The sequence below is a fragment of the Leucobacter iarius genome (assembly GCF_039530105.1).
GTDB classification, from domain to species: domain Bacteria; phylum Actinomycetota; class Actinomycetes; order Actinomycetales; family Microbacteriaceae; genus Leucobacter; species Leucobacter iarius.
Map to the genome: position 1 here is coordinate 222,784 of NZ_BAAAOB010000001.1, position 15,428 is coordinate 238,211.

General features: G+C 71.2%; 14 protein-coding genes. 5 read left to right on the top strand and 9 right to left on the bottom strand.

Annotated elements, in window-relative coordinates; translation table 11 throughout:
* Positions 1-2: 2 nt before the first annotated feature.
* Positions 3-644, top strand: a complete 642-nt coding sequence (locus ABD169_RS00960) for an NAD(P)H-dependent oxidoreductase (RefSeq protein WP_344028126.1) — start codon at positions 3-5, stop codon at positions 642-644.
* Here ABD169_RS00960 and ABD169_RS00965 read toward each other — a convergent pair.
* The 9 genes from ABD169_RS00965 to ABD169_RS01005 form a co-directional block, all read right to left on the bottom strand.
* Positions 613-1,368 (bottom strand): ABC transporter ATP-binding protein, encoded by a 756-nt coding sequence (locus ABD169_RS00965; protein ID WP_344028129.1) that lies wholly within the window; start codon positions 1,366-1,368, stop codon positions 613-615. The two genes, ABD169_RS00960 and ABD169_RS00965, sit on opposite strands and share 32 nt — an antisense overlap.
* Positions 1,365-2,255: an ATP-binding cassette domain-containing protein gene (locus tag ABD169_RS00970; RefSeq protein ID WP_344028132.1), complete on the bottom strand. Its 891-nt coding sequence runs from the start codon at positions 2,253-2,255 to the stop codon at positions 1,365-1,367. The genes ABD169_RS00965 and ABD169_RS00970 overlap by 4 nt, the downstream gene beginning before the upstream one ends.
* Positions 2,252-3,067 carry an ABC transporter permease gene (locus ABD169_RS00975; RefSeq protein ID WP_344028135.1) on the bottom strand — a complete coding sequence of 272 codons (816 nt, stop codon included), beginning with the start codon at positions 3,065-3,067 and terminating at the stop codon, positions 2,252-2,254. The genes ABD169_RS00970 and ABD169_RS00975 overlap by 4 nt, the downstream gene beginning before the upstream one ends.
* Positions 3,064-4,026: an ABC transporter permease gene (locus ABD169_RS00980; RefSeq protein ID WP_046454904.1), complete on the bottom strand. Its 963-nt coding sequence runs from the start codon at positions 4,024-4,026 to the stop codon at positions 3,064-3,066. Before ABD169_RS00980 ends, ABD169_RS00975 begins: the two co-directional genes overlap by 4 nt.
* A 90-nt stretch (positions 4,027-4,116) precedes the next feature.
* Positions 4,117-5,622, bottom strand: coding sequence for an ABC transporter substrate-binding protein (locus ABD169_RS00985; RefSeq protein ID WP_344028140.1), 1,506 nt, complete (start codon positions 5,620-5,622; stop codon positions 4,117-4,119).
* A 79-nt stretch (positions 5,623-5,701) separates the two neighbouring features.
* Positions 5,702-6,484, bottom strand: a complete 783-nt coding sequence (locus ABD169_RS00990; protein WP_344028143.1) for a DUF1684 domain-containing protein — start codon at positions 6,482-6,484, stop codon at positions 5,702-5,704.
* Positions 6,485-6,680: 196 nt separating this feature from the next.
* Entirely contained in the window at positions 6,681-8,075 is a 1,395-nt protein-coding gene (locus tag ABD169_RS00995) for a CoA transferase (RefSeq protein WP_344028146.1), read from the bottom strand.
* A gap of 17 nt (positions 8,076-8,092) precedes the next feature.
* Positions 8,093-10,078 (bottom strand): M13 family metallopeptidase, encoded by a 1,986-nt coding sequence (locus ABD169_RS01000; RefSeq protein ID WP_344028150.1) that lies wholly within the window; start codon positions 10,076-10,078, stop codon positions 8,093-8,095.
* Positions 10,079-10,122: 44 nt separating this feature from the next.
* Positions 10,123-11,328 carry a Fic family protein gene (locus ABD169_RS01005; protein WP_344028153.1) on the bottom strand — a complete coding sequence of 402 codons (1,206 nt, stop codon included), beginning with the start codon at positions 11,326-11,328 and terminating at the stop codon, positions 10,123-10,125.
* Positions 11,329-11,479: 151 nt separating this feature from the next.
* Between ABD169_RS01005 and ABD169_RS01010 the strand changes: the two genes are divergently transcribed.
* The 4 genes from ABD169_RS01010 (at position 11,480) to nucS (ending at position 15,361) form a co-directional block, all read left to right on the top strand.
* Entirely contained in the window at positions 11,480-12,838 is a 1,359-nt protein-coding gene (locus ABD169_RS01010) for an MATE family efflux transporter (protein ID WP_344028156.1), read from the top strand.
* 67 nt (positions 12,839-12,905) lie between these two features.
* Positions 12,906-13,301 carry a VOC family protein gene (locus ABD169_RS01015; RefSeq protein ID WP_344028158.1) on the top strand — a complete coding sequence of 132 codons (396 nt, stop codon included), beginning with the start codon at positions 12,906-12,908 and terminating at the stop codon, positions 13,299-13,301.
* Positions 13,302-13,391: 90 nt separating this feature from the next.
* Positions 13,392-14,648 carry an MFS transporter gene (locus ABD169_RS01020; protein WP_425560936.1) on the top strand — a complete coding sequence of 419 codons (1,257 nt, stop codon included), beginning with the start codon at positions 13,392-13,394 and terminating at the stop codon, positions 14,646-14,648.
* 20 nt (positions 14,649-14,668) lie between these two features.
* The gene (nucS, locus tag ABD169_RS01025; RefSeq protein WP_344028165.1) at positions 14,669-15,361 is read left to right on the top strand and encodes an endonuclease NucS; all 693 of its coding nucleotides are present in this window, start codon (positions 14,669-14,671) and stop codon (positions 15,359-15,361) included.
* Positions 15,362-15,428: the final 67 nt, after the last annotated feature.

Sequence of the window (15,428 nt, forward strand, 5' to 3'; positions counted from 1 at the left end):
GGATGCCCACCGCCCTCGTCATCGACGGACACCCGAACCCCGATTCGCTCACCTCGGCGATCGCCCGCAGCTACGCGGACGGGCACGGCGACGCTCGCCTGCTCGCACTCCGAGACCTCGACTTCGATCCGCACATGCGCTTCGGCTATCGCAAGCGGATCCCGATCGAAGCCGATCTGCAGGACGCGCGCGACGCCCTGCACGCCGCAGAACGCATCGTGATCGCCACCCCGATGTGGTGGGCATCGGTACCCGCGCTGCTCAAGGGCTTCTTCGACCGCGCCCTGCTGCCGCAGCAGGAGTACCGGATGTCGCCCGTGGGCCTCCCGCAGGGCCTGCTCACCGGGCGCCGCGGTCGCATGTACCTGCTCGCCGACACCCCTCGGATCGCGCTGCCGTTCGTGGGGACCCCGGCCGCGCGCCAGGTCTCCCGGCACACGATGCGCTATTGCGGTGTGCGCCCGTTCCCGGTGCGGCGCATGCTGGGCGTCGGCGCCGCGAGCGAACGGCAGCGCGAGCGCTGGATCGCCGAGGCAGCCCGAACCGGAGCCTCTGATCGACGCCGGGACGACCTGCGCTCCGGCCGAAGCGCTGCCGCAGAGCCGATCGCGACTACCCCGGCAGCCGCGGGATCGCCGAGATGAGTCGGCGCGTGTAGTCCTCGCGCGGCGTCGACAGGATGCCCGGGGTGGGGCCCTCCTCGACCACGCGACCGCCCTCGAGCACGAGCGTGCGCTCGCAAGTCGCGGCGACGGCCCCGAGGTCGTGCGACACCATGACGAGCGCGAGGCCCGTCGTCGCGCGCAGCTCGTTCACCAGGTCGATCACCTGGGTACGCGTGCTCACGTCGAGGGCGCTCACCGGCTCGTCGGCGATGAGCACGCGCGGGCGCACGACCGTGGCCCGGGCGATCGCGATGCGCTGCCGCTGCCCGCCCGAGAACTCGTGCGGATACCGCAGCGCGGCGTCCTCGGGCAGCCCGACCGAGGCCAGCGCGGCCCGCACCCGATCCGCCGCGTCGGCGCCGCGCGCGATCCCGAGCGACTCGAGGGGTTCTGCCACGATCCGGTCGACGCGCTGCCGGGGATCGAGCGACGAGTACGGATCCTGGAACACCGCCTGCACGCCCGAGCGGAACCGCCGCATCGCGGCCCGATCGCGCAGCCGCAGCGGGACTCCGTCGAACCGCACCTCGCCCGCCGAGGGCGCCGCGAGGCCGAGCAGCAGCGAGAGCAGCGTCGACTTGCCGGCACCGGACTCGCCGACGACACCGACGGACTCGCCCGCGCCGAGCCGCAGCGAGACCCCGTGCAGGATCGGGCGGCGACCGTAGGCGAAGTCGACGTTCGCGGCCTCGAGCACGGTCATGCGTCGCCCCCTGCGTCTCCGCCGCGGCCGTCCGCCGCGGTGCTCCCGCCGCCCGCCGCGCCGTCGAGCGCCGCGTCGAGCGCTCGCGCGTGCGAGACGAGCTGCGCCGTGTACGGATGCTGCGGAGCGCGCACCAGATCGGCGACCGCGCCCCGTTCGACGGCCTCGCCCGCACGCAGCACGAGCACCCGCGAGGTCTGCTGCGAGACCACCGCCAGGTCGTGGCTGATGAAGAGCAGGCCCATGCCGCGCTCGGCGACGAGCCGGTCGAGCAGCCCGAGCACCTCGGCCTGCACGGTCACGTCGAGCGCGGTCGTGGGCTCATCGGCGACGAGCAGCGCCGGACGCGCGGCGAGGGCGATCGCGATCGCGATGCGCTGCCGCTGCCCGCCCGACAGCTCGTGCGGGTAGGCGCGGGCGAGTCGCGGATCCTCGAGCCGCACCTCGGTGAGGGATTCTGCGACCGCCCGGTCGAGCTCGGCACCGCGGAGGCCGCGGTGCCGTCGCAGCGGTTCGGCGATCTGCCTGCCGACCCGCATCAGCGGGTCGAGCGCGGTGAGCGGCTCCTGGAACACGAAACCGATCGCGGGTCCGCGCAGCGGCCGCAGCTCGGCTTCGCTCGCGCCGATGGTCTCGACGCCGGAGAGCACGGCGGAACCGCCGGCCGACAGCCCGGCGGGCAGCAGGCCCGCGATCGCGAGCGCGGTGAGGGACTTGCCCGAGCCGGACTCGCCGATCAGGCCGACCCGCTCGCCCGCGGCGATCTCGAACGAGATGCCGCGCACGAGCTCGGTCGCCTCCGCCCCGGCACCCGCCGAGACGGTGAGTCCCTCGACGCGGAGCAGCGGCGCGCCCGCGCCCGCCCGCTCGCCGGTCTGAACGCTCATGCGGATCGCCTCCTGCGCCGAGTGGGGTCGGCCGCATCGCGCAGGCCGTCCGCCACGAAGTTCACGCCGAGCACGAGCACCACGAGCGCGATACCCGGTGCGATCGCGCCGACCGGGGCCTCGAGCACGGTGCCCTGCGCCTCCTGCAGCAGGCGGCCCCACGACGCGTTGGGCGGCGGAGCGCCGAGTCCCAGGTACGAGAGGCTCGCCTCTGCGAGCACGGCCGCGCCGAACTGCAGGGCGAGAGTGACCGCGAGCGTGGGCGCGATGTTCGGCAGCACGTGGCGCCGCACGATCCCGAGCGTGCGCGTGCCGCTCGTGCGCGCCGCGGTGACGTACTGCGATCCGACGACCCGCTTCGCGAGGATCCGCGCGATGCGCGCGACGACCGCGGACATGCCGAGCCCGATCGCGAGGATCGCCGAGCCCAGCGACGGCGGCTGCAGCGCGACGATGAGCATGGCCGTGAGCAGCACGGGGAACGCGATGGCCACGTCGAGGAGCGCCGAGATCGAGTCGTCGAGCCACGGGGCCGCGAACGCCGCGATGAGGCCGAGGGTCACCCCGATGAGCGTCGCGATCACGACCGATCCCGCGCCGACCAGGAGCGCGATGCGGGCGCCGACCATGAGCTGGCTGAGCAGGTCGCGCCCCAGCTTGTCGGTGCCGAGCAGGTGCTCCCCCGAGGGCTGCGACAGGCGCCCGCCGGAGGTGTCGTCGAGCGGGTACGGCAGCCACACGAGCGAGACGAGGGCGACGAGCACCACGACCGAGACGAGGCCCAGGCCGATCCAGAGCGTTGCGCGCTTCACGACGCCACCCCCACGCTCGCCCGCAGCCGGGGATCGATGAGGCGCTGCACGACATCGGCCGCGAAGCCGACGAGCAGCACCAGCAGGGTGGTCACGACGAGCACCCCCTGGATCGCGGCGAAGTCGTGCTTCGCGATGCCGTCGACGAGGTAGCTGCCGAGCCCCGGCAGCGCGTAGACGCTCTCGACCACGACCGCCCCGAGCAGCGTCGTCGCGAGCTCGATGCCGAGCACCGAGACGACCGGCACCGCGCCGTTGCGCAGCCCGTGCCGCCACAGCGCCTCTCCGAAGCCCGATCCGTGCGCCCGCGCCGTGCGCAGGTAGTCGCTGCCGAGCACGTCGAGCGTCGCCGACCGGATGTAGCGGGTCAGCGAGGCCCCCATCACGAGTCCGATGGCCAGCGCGGGCAGCACGAGCGACGAGAACGCCCCCGCCGGATCCGACCAGTCGTCCGCGGGGAACCCGCCCGTCGGGAACCAGCCGAGCCCGAGCCCGAAGACCCACACGAGGATGATCCCGATCCAGAACACGGGGACCGCGATGCCGAGCTGCGCGACGCCCGACAGCAGCGTGCCGTACCAGCGGTCCGACTGCACCGCCGCGGTCACGCCCGCCGCGACCGACAGCACCAGCGCGATGCCGAACGCAAGGAGCGTGAGCGGCAGCGTCACCCGCAGTCGCGAGGAGATCTCGGGTCCGACCGGCGCACCGGTGATGAGGGACTCGCCCAGATCGAAGCGCAGCATCTGGGCCGCCCAGGCACCGAACTGCACGAGCAGCGGCTGATCCGATCCCACCTGCTTGCGCGCCGCCGCGATCTGCTCGGGAGTCGCGCTCACCGAGAGCAGCGCGTTCGCCGGATCGCCGGGCAGCAGGCGCAGCAGCACGAAGATCACGATCATCGCGACCGCGAGCGATCCGATCAGGAGCGCGCCGCGGCGCAGCAGATAGCCGAGCATCGTGCACTCCTTCCCACGGGTCGGGCGGTCGCCGCCACCGACGCGAGGGTGCCGGGGACCAGCGGCCCCCGGCACCCTCGCGTCTTCGAGCTACTTCTTGACGATGTTATAGGCGGGGAACTGCGAGTTCAGCCCGTTGACCGGGTATCCGCTGACGTCCTTCGACGCGACCACGATCTGCGGGTACAGGTACAGCCACGCGCTCGCCGCATCGGTAGCGATCTGCCGGTTGGCCTGCTTCAGCAGCTTGACTTGCTCGGCCTCGCTCGAGGCCTGCTCGGCCTCGTCGATCCACTTCGTGACCTGCGGGTTGTCGTAGCCCCAGTAGAACTCGGGGTTGCCGTACCAGACCACGTCGCGATCGTTGACGTGCTCCTGCAGCGTCGCCTCGAAATCGTGGTTCTTGAACACCTTCGTGTACCACTCGTCGGCGCTGATCGTGTTGATCTTGACCGTGATCCCGACCTTCTTCAGCTCCGACTGCAGGAACTCGGCGACCGCGGGGTGCGGATCGTAGCTCGGGGTGTCGAGCGTGAAGGTGAAGCCGTTCGCCAGCCCGGCCTCCGCGAGCAGGGTCTTCGAGCGCGCAGGGTCGTAGGGGTTCAGCGTCGTGAGGTCCTCGTACCAGGGGTCGCTCGGCGGCACCATCGAACCGATCAGGGTGCCGTAGTCGCCCCAGATCGCGTTCAGCAGCTTCTTGCGATCGATCGCCGAGTAGATCGCCTGGCGCACCTTGGCGTCGGTGAACGGCTTCGCCTTATCGTTGAAGGCGAGCAGCTCCTTGGTGGTCGACTTGCCGTCGTTGATCGTGAACTTGCCGCTCTTCTCGAACTGCGGCAGCGCATCGGGGTTCTGCACGCTCGTGATCAGGTCGAGGCGTCCGCTCGTGAGCGCCGTGTCCTCGGCCGTCGCGTCGGTGAAGTACGAGAACACGACCTTGCCGTTCTTCGCCTTCTCGCCCCAGTAGCCGTTCCAGCGGTTCAGCGTCAGGGTGCTGCCGCGCTTCCACTCGCCGAGCGTGTACGGCCCGGTGCCGTCCTCCTGCTTCTCGAGATTCTTGGCGTCGGCGTTCACCACCCAGATGTACGAGAGCAGGTAGGGGAACGAGATCGAGCGCTGCTTGAGGTCGACCTTCACGGTGTGCGCGTCGGGCGTCTCGATGCTCTTGATCACCTCGAGGCTCGACTTGCGCGCCGACTGGGAGTCGGGCGCGAGCACTGCCTCGATGCTCGCCTTCACATCGGCGGAGGTCAGCGCCTTGCCCGAGTGGAACTTCACGCCGTCGCGCAGCGTGAAGGTGTAGGTGAGTCCGTCGGAGCTCATCTCGTGCTTCGTTGCGAGCAGCGGCGAGATGGTGCCGTCGTCGTTCAGCTTGAAGAGGCTCTCGTAGACGTTGCCGGTGAGCGCCTCGGTGACGCCCTGGCCGCCGCCCGCGACGTTGCTCAGGTTGACGGGCTCGTAGAGCGATCCGATGCGGATCGTCGCGTCGGCTCCGCCGGCGCTCGCGCCGCCGCCCTGGGCGCAGCCCGTCAGGGCGAGGGCCGAGACGGTGAGGGCCGCAGCGGCCGCGAGGGCCTTCCGCTTCAGAGAGATCATGGGATTCCTTCGGGTCGGGCAGTGGTGCTGAGCAGGTGGGTGCGTGCGGCGGATCCGGTTCGCGCAGGATCCGCTCCGGTCACACCGTGTAGATGTCGAAGCCGTCGCGGAACTCGGGCAGGCGCTCGCCCGCGAGGATCGGCCAGGGCAGACGGTTCTGCGCCGGCGGCATCGGGCAGTTGTACTGCGCCGAGAAGCCGCACGGCGGCACGAAGGCGCGGTTGAAGTCGAGCGTCACCCGGCCGGCCTCGCCAAAGGCGCCCGCGTCGCGCGGCACGAAGAGGAAGCGGCCCGCGCCGTAGCTCTGCGTCCCGTCGGTCGCGCGGTTCGTCGGATCGCCGAACACGAGCAGCAGCTGGCCGTCGTCGTCGAACGCCGAGAGGGTGAAGCGCTCGCCATCGCGCTCGAAGGCGATGTCCCCCGGGACGACGAGGTCGCGGGTGAGCCCGGCGTCGCGGATGTGCTCGAACGGGATCGTGCGATCGGAGGCGACGGGCGTGAACTCGGCCTCGATCACCCACGCGGGGTCGTAGTCGAAGGTGGCGGTGCCGTCGAAGGCGCGGATCGCCGCCGAATCGGCGTCCCACACGCGGATGCCGTATTCGGGCTCTCCGGTGGTGAGGTCGCGGCGCTGCAGCTCGGTCACGGTGACGCGATCACCGCGCCCCTCGGCACGCGCGGCTGAGCGCTCGGCCTCGGCGGTGATGCCCGCCTCCTGCGCTGTCGTGCCCGCGGGGAACCAGCGGGTCTCGACCAGGCTGAGGTTGCCCGTGGCAGAGGTGACGGCCTCGCGACGCGCGACCCGCCAGGCGTCGTGGGCGGCCGCGGCCGTGCTCTGCGTGGGCTGCGGGTGCTCGGTCATGATCCGTCCAATCTGCTCGTCCGCCGGTACGGTCCGGCGTTGCCCGGTGCGATGCAACATGCGAAGTCTGCGAATGTCTCGCATTCGCAACACTTCAGTATGCGCCAGATCGGTCCACCCGCGCGAATCGGGCGACACGTGTCGTAACCGGCACCGGGTGAGCGGCATTCCCGGCCGCGCGCAGCGCCGGTGGTGCTCAGCGCCATCGCGGCGGATCCTCACCGAATGCACTCCCGGCCCAAGGTCCCGGATCCGATTGCCAGCTCGGCAGATACGCTTCGCCGACGATTCCCAGGGCGCCCCAGAGGCTCGGCGCGGCCTCCGGTACGAAGCCGCCAACCGCGGAGATCAGTTCGGGCTCGATCGAACCCGCGCCGGAACTCGCCGCCGCACCGGTGCTCGCCGCCGCGCCGGCCGCGAGCAGCGCCCGCCCGATGCTCTCCAGTGTCACCTCGACGGCGCCCGCGTTCCGCTCGGCGAGGAGCGCGGTGATCCCGGCCGCGAGCAGCGCCCCGCCGGAGTGGTCGAGCGCCTGCGCCGGCAGCTTCCCCGGGTTCTCGCGGTCCGCGGATTCGACGGCGGCGATGCCGGAGGCCGCCTGGACGAGGCTGTCGAACCCCCGCCGCTCGCCCCAGTCGCCGCCGGGAGCCCACGCACGCACCCGCGCGGTGACGGTGCCCGGCCGGGACTCGGCGATCTGCTCGGGTTCGAGTCCGAAGCGCGCGAGCGCCCCGGGGCGTGCCCCCGTGACCACGACGTCCGCCTCCGCCAGGAGCTCGGCGAACCGGGACCGGTCGGCGCGATCCTCGAGGTCGAGCAGGCTCGAGCGCTTGCCGCGCCCCGTGTCGAGCCACTGCCAGAGCGGTTCGGGTCGCACCGGCGAATCGACGCGCAGCACGTCGGCGCCGAGGCCCGCGAGCGCGCGCGTCGCGACGGGACCGGCGATGACCCGGGTGAGGTCGAGCACCCGGACACCGTCGAGGGGTCGTTCCGGATCCGCCCCGAGAACGGCGCGCGCCCGGCCGGCACGATCCACGCGGATCGGCGCCGTGGGTGCTCCGCGTTGCGCGGCCCACGCGTCGGGCTCATGCACGGCGACCGCGAGGCCTCCCGCCCGGAACACGGCATCCTCGAGCTCGCGTGCGCCGCGCTCGGCGATCGCCGCGGCCACCGCGTCGCCGCCTGCGTCCGGTCCGAGGCCGAGCACGGCGCGCAGCGCCGCGGCGTGCCACGGATAGTTGGCGTGGGTGCGCACCCACCCGTCGGCCGCCGGGAAGAACCCGGAGAGCGGCGCCCAGACCGGAGGGGACTGACCGTCGAGCCGGCCGAGCTGGTCGCTGCGGAACGACACGGCGATGCGGATCGGGTCGAGCCCCACCGGTTCGGCTCGCTCCGGTGGCCGCGCATGGGACTTGCCCGTCGCGGCATCGCGCGCGGCCTCCGCGGCGAGCGCGAACGCGCCGACGGCGTCCCGCGCCAGATCGCTCACGGGGAGCCGGGCGGGCAGTGGCGGCCGCGGGCCGGACAGCCGCGCCGCAGCTTCCTGCGGGAGTCCGATCCCTCGCAGCAAGCCGCCGACGAAGCTGCTCACGACTACCGCGCTTCAGCTCACCAGATGCTGACGCGCTCGTCGGCGTCGAGCCAGAGCTCGTCGCCCGGCTTCGTGCCGTAGGCCTCGTGGAACGGGGCGAGGTTGCGCACGATCTGGTTGCACCGGAACTCGTTGGGCGAGTGCGGGTCGATGGTCAGCAGGCGCACGACCTCCTCGGGGCGGGACTTCTGCTGCCAGGCCTGGGCCCAGGCGAGGAAGAAGCGCTCGGCGCCCGTGAGCCCGTCGATGACCGGCGACTCGGCGCCGTCGAGTGCCCGGAGGTACGCCTTCCATGCGATCTCGAGGCCCGAGAGGTCGCCGATGTTCTCGCCGATGGTGAGCTCACCGTTGACCGTCTGCCCTTCGGCACCCTCGGGCGAGAGCGCGTTGTACTGGCCGATGAGCGCCTTCGTGCGCTCCTCGAACGCGCTGCGATCCTGCTCGGTCCACCAGTCGGTGAGACGGCCGTCGCCGTCGTAGCGCGAGCCCTGGTCGTCGAAGCCGTGGCCGATCTCGTGCCCGATCACGGCGCCGATCGCGCCGAAGTTGGTGGCCGCGTCCCACGTCGCGTCGAAGAACGGCGGCTGCAGGATCGCCGCGGGGAACACGATCTCGTTGAAGCCGGGGTTGTAGTACGCGTTGACCGTCTGCGGGGTCATGAACCACTCGTCGCGGTCGATCGGCTTGCCGAGCTTGCCGAGCTCGCGCACGAATTCGAACTCGGACACCCGCCGGGAGTTGCCGACGAGGTCGCCCGCGTCGACCGCGAGCGACGAGTAGTCGCGCCACTTCACCGGGTAGCCGATCTTGGGCGTGAACTTCTCGAGCTTGTCGAGCGCGCGCTCGCGGGTCTCGGGGCTCATCCAGGCGAGCTGCTGGATCGAGTCGCGGTAGGCCTCGATGAGGTGTCCGACGAGCACGTCCATCTCGGCCTTCGAGTTCTCGTCGAAGTGGCGCTCGACGTACAGTCGGCCGACGGCCTCGCCCATCGCCCCTTCGACGAAGGAGACGCCGCGGCGCCAGCGGTCGCGCTGCTCGGGCGCACCGGTGAGCGCAGTGCCGTAGAAGTCGAAGTTGGCGCGCGAGATCTCCTGCGAGAGCAGCGCGGCCGAACCGCGGACGAGGGCCCAGGCGAGCCAGGCCCGCCAGGCCGGGAGCTCCTCGTCGACGAGCAGTGCGGCCAGGCCGGCGAGGGCCTCGGGCTGCGCGGCGACCACCTCGGCGAACGCGCTCTCGGGCGCGCCCATCGCACCGAGGTACGCCGACCAGTCGAGCTGCGGGGTGATCTCCTGCAGCCCGGCGAAGGTGCGCAGGTTGTAGAGCTTCTGGATGTCGCGGCTCGCCACCGTGTCCCAGTGCGAGGAGGCGATCCGACGCTCGAGGTCGAACGCGAGGCCGGCGAGTCGATCGGCCTCGCTCACGCCGACCAGGTCGAGCATGCGCTCGATGTGCGCGACGTATTGCTCGCGGATCCCGGCGAACTGTTCCTCGCGGTAGTACGACTCGTCGGGCAGGCCGATGCCGCCCTGCATGACGAACGCGATGTAGCGCGACGGGTCGCCCGGATCGTTGTCGATGTACATGCCGAAGAACCCGCCGAGGCCCTGCCGCTCGAGCTCGGCGGTGACCCGCACGAGTTCGGGGATCGAGGAGACGGCGAGCACCCGGGCCAGGTCGTCCCAGATGGGCTCGGCGCCGAGGAAGTCGACGCGGCTGGTGTCCATGAACGAGGCGTAGAGCGCGGCGACCTTGTCGGCTTCCGCCTCGGCTCCGCCCTCGATGAGGCCGGGCGCGGGAGCATCCGTGCCGGTGATGATGTCGCGCACCGCCTCCTCGGCGTTCTCGGCGAGCACCGCGAACGAACCGTAGCGCGCCTTGTCGCCCGGGATCTCGGTGCGATCGATCCACTTGCCGTTGACGTGACGGAACAGGTCGTCCTGCGGGCGGACCGCAGGATCGAGCTCGGTGAGGTCGATGCCGGAGGAGGAGGCTGCGTTGCTCATGCGACCACCCTAGCCACAGCGGCCGACAAAGCGGCCGGGAGCATTCACTCCCCTTCGGCCTGCACCAGTACCCGCAGCACGCTCGGCGCAGTGAACCGCCGATGGGCATCACCCGGTTGGAGCAACTTCAAGATCCCGAGCTCCGCCAACTGACCGACAAGCGTGTTCACCCGCCCGTAGGAGAGGTCGAGCGCGGCCGCCGCACGGCGCACGGTGAACGACGGATTGGCGACGGCGAACTGCACCAGTTCATGCGCGGTGCGGGCTCTGAGCGGCGAGTCCCGGACCTGTTGATCGAGCTGCTCCTGCACTTGAGCGAGCGCCAGCATCTGCCGCTTCGTCGTATCGGCGGCGACCGCGATCCCCTGGGCGAAGAAGCGTACGAAACCGTCCCAGTCGCCCTTCGTGCTCACGCCGAGCAGACTGTCGTAATATCCCGGTCGACGCGCCTCGAACCAGGGCGACACCGTGAGCGTCGGCTCCTCCAAGAGGCCTTGCGCCTGCAGGTGGAGCACGATCAGATAGCGCCCCACGCGCCCGTTGCCGTCGTGGAACGGGTGCAGGGTCTCGAACTGGTAGTGCGCCATCGCGGCGGCCACGACCGGATCGATACGACTCGAGTGATCGACACGCATCCAATCGCTCAGATCGCGCACTCGTCGCTCGAGCTCCGGTGAGGCCGGCGGCGGCACGAATCGTGCGGCGTGCACTGGGAACCCGAAGGGATCGGCCTCCGCTCTCCTGCCGATGACGACTTGCCTGTCCCGGACCGACCCCGATGCCGCTTCAAGAGGTGTACCCCGCATCAGCAGCGCATGAAGTTCGTTCAGTAGCGAGACCGAGATCGGCTGCCCCGACGCCACACGGTCGAAGCCGAAGTTCGCCATCGTGACGTAGTTGAGTACCTCGGTGAGCTCTGGCGTCGCGGGCGCGTCCTCATCGGCGGTCAGCACGTCTGACAGCGGCGCATATGTCCCTTCGAGCGCCGAAGTGCTCTGCGCCTCCCGGCGAAGCGCCGGGGAACGGAAGAGCGTCGGGTTCGGAAGCTGCCGCGCGGTCGCGTCGAGCGCCGCGAGCGCAGCCCGGGCCTTCAGCACGACGAGATAGGTCTCGGGAGTGAGCACAGGGCACTCGCTGGGGAGCGGTTCGGGCATGAACGCTGAGTGGCTCCACTCACCGAGCTGCGGATCCGTTCCATGGATCGGAACGAACGCACCGGGCATCCCTTTTTCGAACATCGACAGATCCATCACGTCAGACTACGCGAGAAAACTGCAATCAATAACTCACCCATGTCTGAAAAGTCGAAAAAACAGAAACGAGCGCTTGCTACGTACCTGTTTCCGAACATCGTGCTCTCGAGCCGCTCCGATGTCGGTGCCCGGCGCTAGCGTGGAACCCATGTCAGACACGGCACCCAGTTCGAGCAGCGCGCCCCGCGAGGGGCGCCGTACGATCGACCGCCGGATCGCGTCGCTCGCGATCCCGGCGCTCGGCGCGCTCATCGCGGAGCCCCTCTTCCTCATCGTCGATTCGGCGCTCGTCGGCCACCTGGGTGCGAGTTCGCTGGCCGGCCTCGCGGTCGCCGGCGCGATCCTGCAGACCGCCGTCGGCCTCATGATCTTCCTGGCGTACGCCACGACCCCGATGGTCGCGCGGCGTCGTGGCGCCGGCGACCTGCGGGGCGCGGTGCAGGCCGGCGTCGACGGCCTCTGGCTCGCGCTCGCGCTCGGCGCGGTCGTCGCCGCGCTGCTCTGGGCCGTCGGCGGGCCGCTGGTCGATGCGTTCGGCGCCTCGCCCGACACGGCCGCGCAGGCGCGCATCTACCTCTCGGTCTCGTGCCTCGGCATCCCGGCCATGCTCGTGGTCTTCGCCGCGACCGGCCTCCTGCGCGGCATGCAGGACACGAAGACCCCGCTCGCCGTCGCCACGATCGGCTTCGCCGTCAACGCCGTGCTCAACTGGGTGTTCATCTACGGGCTCGGCTGGGGCATCGGCGGCAGCGCCTGGGGCACCGTTGCCGCGCAGTGGGGCATGGTGCTCGTCTACGTCGTCGTGGTCTCACGGCATGCCCGCGCCCACGGGGCGAGCCTGCTCCCCCACCGCGACGGCCTCGCGCACGCCGGGCGCAGCGGCGGCTGGCTGTTCATCCGCACCCTCGGCCTCCGCGCAGCGCTGCTGCTCACCGTGGCTGCGGCGACGAGCCACGGCACCGTCGCGACCGCCGGCTACCAGGTCGTCTTCACCGTCTTCTCGACCGCGGCGTTCGCCCTCGACGCCCTCGCGATCGCCGCGCAGGCGCTCGTCGGCGACGCGCTCGGCCGGCGCGACGAACCGGGCGCCCGCGCCGTCGTGCGGCGCACCCTGTTCTGGGGGCTGCTCTGCGGGGCCGTCGTCGGTCTCGTACTCATCGCGACGAGCCCGGTGCTCGGCCGGGTGTTCAGCAGCGATCCGCGCGTGCTCGAGATCCTGCCGCCCGCGCTCATCGTGCTCGGCATCTCGCTCCCGCTCGGCGGCTTCGTGTTCGTGCTCGACGGCGTGCTCATGGGCGCGGGCGACGCCCGCTACCTCGCGTGGACCAGCCTCGTGAACCTCGCCGTGTACCTCCCCGTGCTCTGGCTCCTCACGACGACCGTCCCCACGGGCACGCCGGCGCTCATCGCGCTCACCGCCGGGTTCACCCTCGTCTTCATGGCCGCGCGCGCCATCACGCTCTGGCTCCGCGCCCGCGGCGGCCGCTGGATCGTCCTGGGCGTCTGAGCCCGGGCCGCGCATACTCGACGTAACATCACTCGTCCCCCGCAGCATCCGAACGACAGGAGCCCCCATGACCCTGCAGATCCGCCTCACCCAGGTCTTCGTCGACGATCAGGACCGCGCGAAGGCCTTCTACACCGAGACGCTCGGCTTCCTGGCGAAGCACGACGTCCCCACCGGCGCCGCCCGCTGGATCACCGTCGTGTCCGCCGCGGATCCCGACGGCGCCGAACTGCTGCTCGAGCCCAACCTGCACCCCGCCGCCCGGGCGTACACCGCGGCACTCGTCGCCGACGGGATCCCCGCGGCCCAGTTCGCCGTCGACGACGTGCAGGCGGAATACGACCGCCTGAGCGCGCTCGGCGTCCGGTTCACGCAGGAGCCGACGACCATGGGGCCGGTCACCACGGCCGTGCTCGACGACACCTGCGGCAACCTCGTGCAGCTCATGCACTACGCGGGGTAGTCCGGCACGGGCTCCCCCGACTAGCATCGGAAGACTGCCCGTGATCCGCCACCGGTGCCGCCCGCGGCCCCCGAACCCAGGAGTTCCGCCGTGTCCCAGCCCGCACCGCACTACGCCCATTCGCCCCGCGTCTGGGTCGGCGGGATCCTCGCGATCTTCACGGTCTTCGGGCTCGGGTTCGGATCCTGGCTGAGCCGCCTCCCCGCCACCCGCGACCACCTCGGCGCCAGCACCTTCGAGATGAGTCTCATCGGGCTCGGCATCGCAGCGGGATCGGTCATCGGTCTGCTCATCTCGGGCCGCACCGTCACCTGGCTCGGACCGCGCCGCACCCTGACCATCGGCGCGATCGTGCAGGCCGTCGCCATGCCGCTCGCGACCGTGCTCTTCTGGACCGAGGCCACGATCCCCGGCGTCGTCTGCCTCTTCATCTACGGGTTCTCGTTCAGCACCTCGGACGTCGCGATGAACGTCAGCGGCGCCGCCGCCGAACGCGCGCTCGGCCGCCCGCGCATGCCCGCCCTGCACGCGGGCTTCAGCCTCGGCAGCGTCAGCGCCATGGGCATCGGCGCCCTCGCCGAGAAGCTCGGCATCCCCGTCCCGGTGCACGTCTCGATCATCTTCGTGCTCGTCGTCGCGGTCGCGCTCGTCGCCGTCCGCTTCGTCCCGCACGACGAGCACGCGGCGCAGCGCGCCGCCGAGACCCGCACCGCAGCCTCCGCCATCACCGGCTCGATCCCCGTGATCCCGGCGGGCGCGCCCGCCGAGCCCGCGCCGACGCGCAGCCCCTGGCGCGATCCCCGGATCCTGCTCATCGGCCTCATCACGCTCAGCATGAGCCTCGCCGAGGGCGTCGCCGCCGACTGGATGCCGCTCGCGCTCGTCGACGGGCGCGACATCGCGAACGCCACCGGCACCCTCGTCCTCGGCGTGTTCTTCGTCTGCATGACCGCGACCCGATTCGCCGGCGCCGCGCTCCTCACCCGCTTCGGCCGCGTGCCCGTCCTCCGCGGCGGCGCGCTGCTCTGCACCGTCGGCGTGCTCATCGTGATCCTCGTGCCCGCCGTCTGGGCCGCGGTGATCGGCGCCGCGCTCTGGGGCATCGGCTGCGCGCTCGGGTTCCCCGTCGGCATGTCGGCAGCGGCCGACCGGCCCGCGACCGCGGTGCGCGACGTCGCGACGGTGTCGGCGATCGCGTACACCGCGTTCCTGCTCGGACCGATGATGATCGGCTTCCTCGGCGAGCACTTCGGCCTGCTGCAGGCGTTCTGGCCGCTCGCCGTGATCGTGCTGCTCTCCGGCCTCGTCGCCTCCGCCGCGCGCGAACCCCGCGCGGCCGCGCACTGATCGACGGGTAGGCTGTTCCGGTGCGAATCGTGGTTGCTGACTGCTCTGTTGACTATGCCGGGCGACTCTCGGCGCACCTTCCGCGCGCGACGCGCGTGCTCATGCTGAAGGGCGACGGCTCGATCCTGGTGCACTCCGACGGCGGCTCCTACAAGCCGCTCAACTGGATGAGCCCGCCCTGCTCGCTCGAGACCCTCGAGCTCGACGACGAGCGCCGCGATGCCGGCATCGTCGAGCAGTGGCAGGTCGTGCACAAGAAGACCGCCGACAAGCTCATCGTCTCGCTGTTCGAGATCATCCACGACTCGAGCCACGACCTGGGTGTCGACCCGGGCCTCATCAAGGACGGCGTCGAGGCGCACCTGCAGGAGCTCCTGGCCGACCAGATCGAGCTCCTCGGCGACGGCCACACCCTCGTGCGCCGCGAGTACATGACGGCGATCGGCCCGGTCGACATCCTCGCTCGCGACGAGGCGGGGGCCGCGGTCGCGGTCGAGATCAAGCGGCGCGGCGAGATCGACGGCGTCGAGCAGCTCACCCGCTACCTCGAACTCATGAACCGCGACCCCGTGCTGGCCCCCGTGCAGGGCGTCTTCGCAGCGCAGGAGATCAAACCGCAGGCGCGCACCCTCGCCGAGGACCGCGGGATCCGCTGCCTCGTGCTCGACTACGACGCGATGCGCGGCATGGAGGACCAGAACACGCTGTTCTAGCGGCGCGTCTCCGCCTCTGGTAGGTTAGGTGTCGCAGGACGCTCCGGCCTCCCGCATCAGCCAACGC

Coding starts and splice junctions, on each gene's coding strand:
- ABD169_RS00960 (WP_344028126.1), top strand. CDS start 3: ATGCCCACCGCCCTCGTCATCGACGGACACCCGAACCCCGATTCGCTC.
- ABD169_RS00965 (WP_344028129.1), bottom strand. CDS start 1,368: ATGACCGTGCTCGAGGCCGCGAACGTCGACTTCGCCTACGGTCGCCGC.
- ABD169_RS00970 (WP_344028132.1), bottom strand. CDS start 2,255: ATGAGCGTTCAGACCGGCGAGCGGGCGGGCGCGGGCGCGCCGCTGCTC.
- ABD169_RS00980 (WP_046454904.1), bottom strand. CDS start 4,026: ATGCTCGGCTATCTGCTGCGCCGCGGCGCGCTCCTGATCGGATCGCTC.
- ABD169_RS00985 (WP_344028140.1), bottom strand. CDS start 5,622: ATGATCTCTCTGAAGCGGAAGGCCCTCGCGGCCGCTGCGGCCCTCACC.
- ABD169_RS00990 (WP_344028143.1), bottom strand. CDS start 6,484: ATGACCGAGCACCCGCAGCCCACGCAGAGCACGGCCGCGGCCGCCCAC.
- ABD169_RS01000 (WP_344028150.1), bottom strand. CDS start 10,078: ATGAGCAACGCAGCCTCCTCCTCCGGCATCGACCTCACCGAGCTCGAT.
- ABD169_RS01005 (WP_344028153.1), bottom strand. CDS start 11,328: ATGGATCTGTCGATGTTCGAAAAAGGGATGCCCGGTGCGTTCGTTCCG.
- ABD169_RS01010 (WP_344028156.1), top strand. CDS start 11,480: ATGTCAGACACGGCACCCAGTTCGAGCAGCGCGCCCCGCGAGGGGCGC.
- ABD169_RS01015 (WP_344028158.1), top strand. CDS start 12,906: ATGACCCTGCAGATCCGCCTCACCCAGGTCTTCGTCGACGATCAGGAC.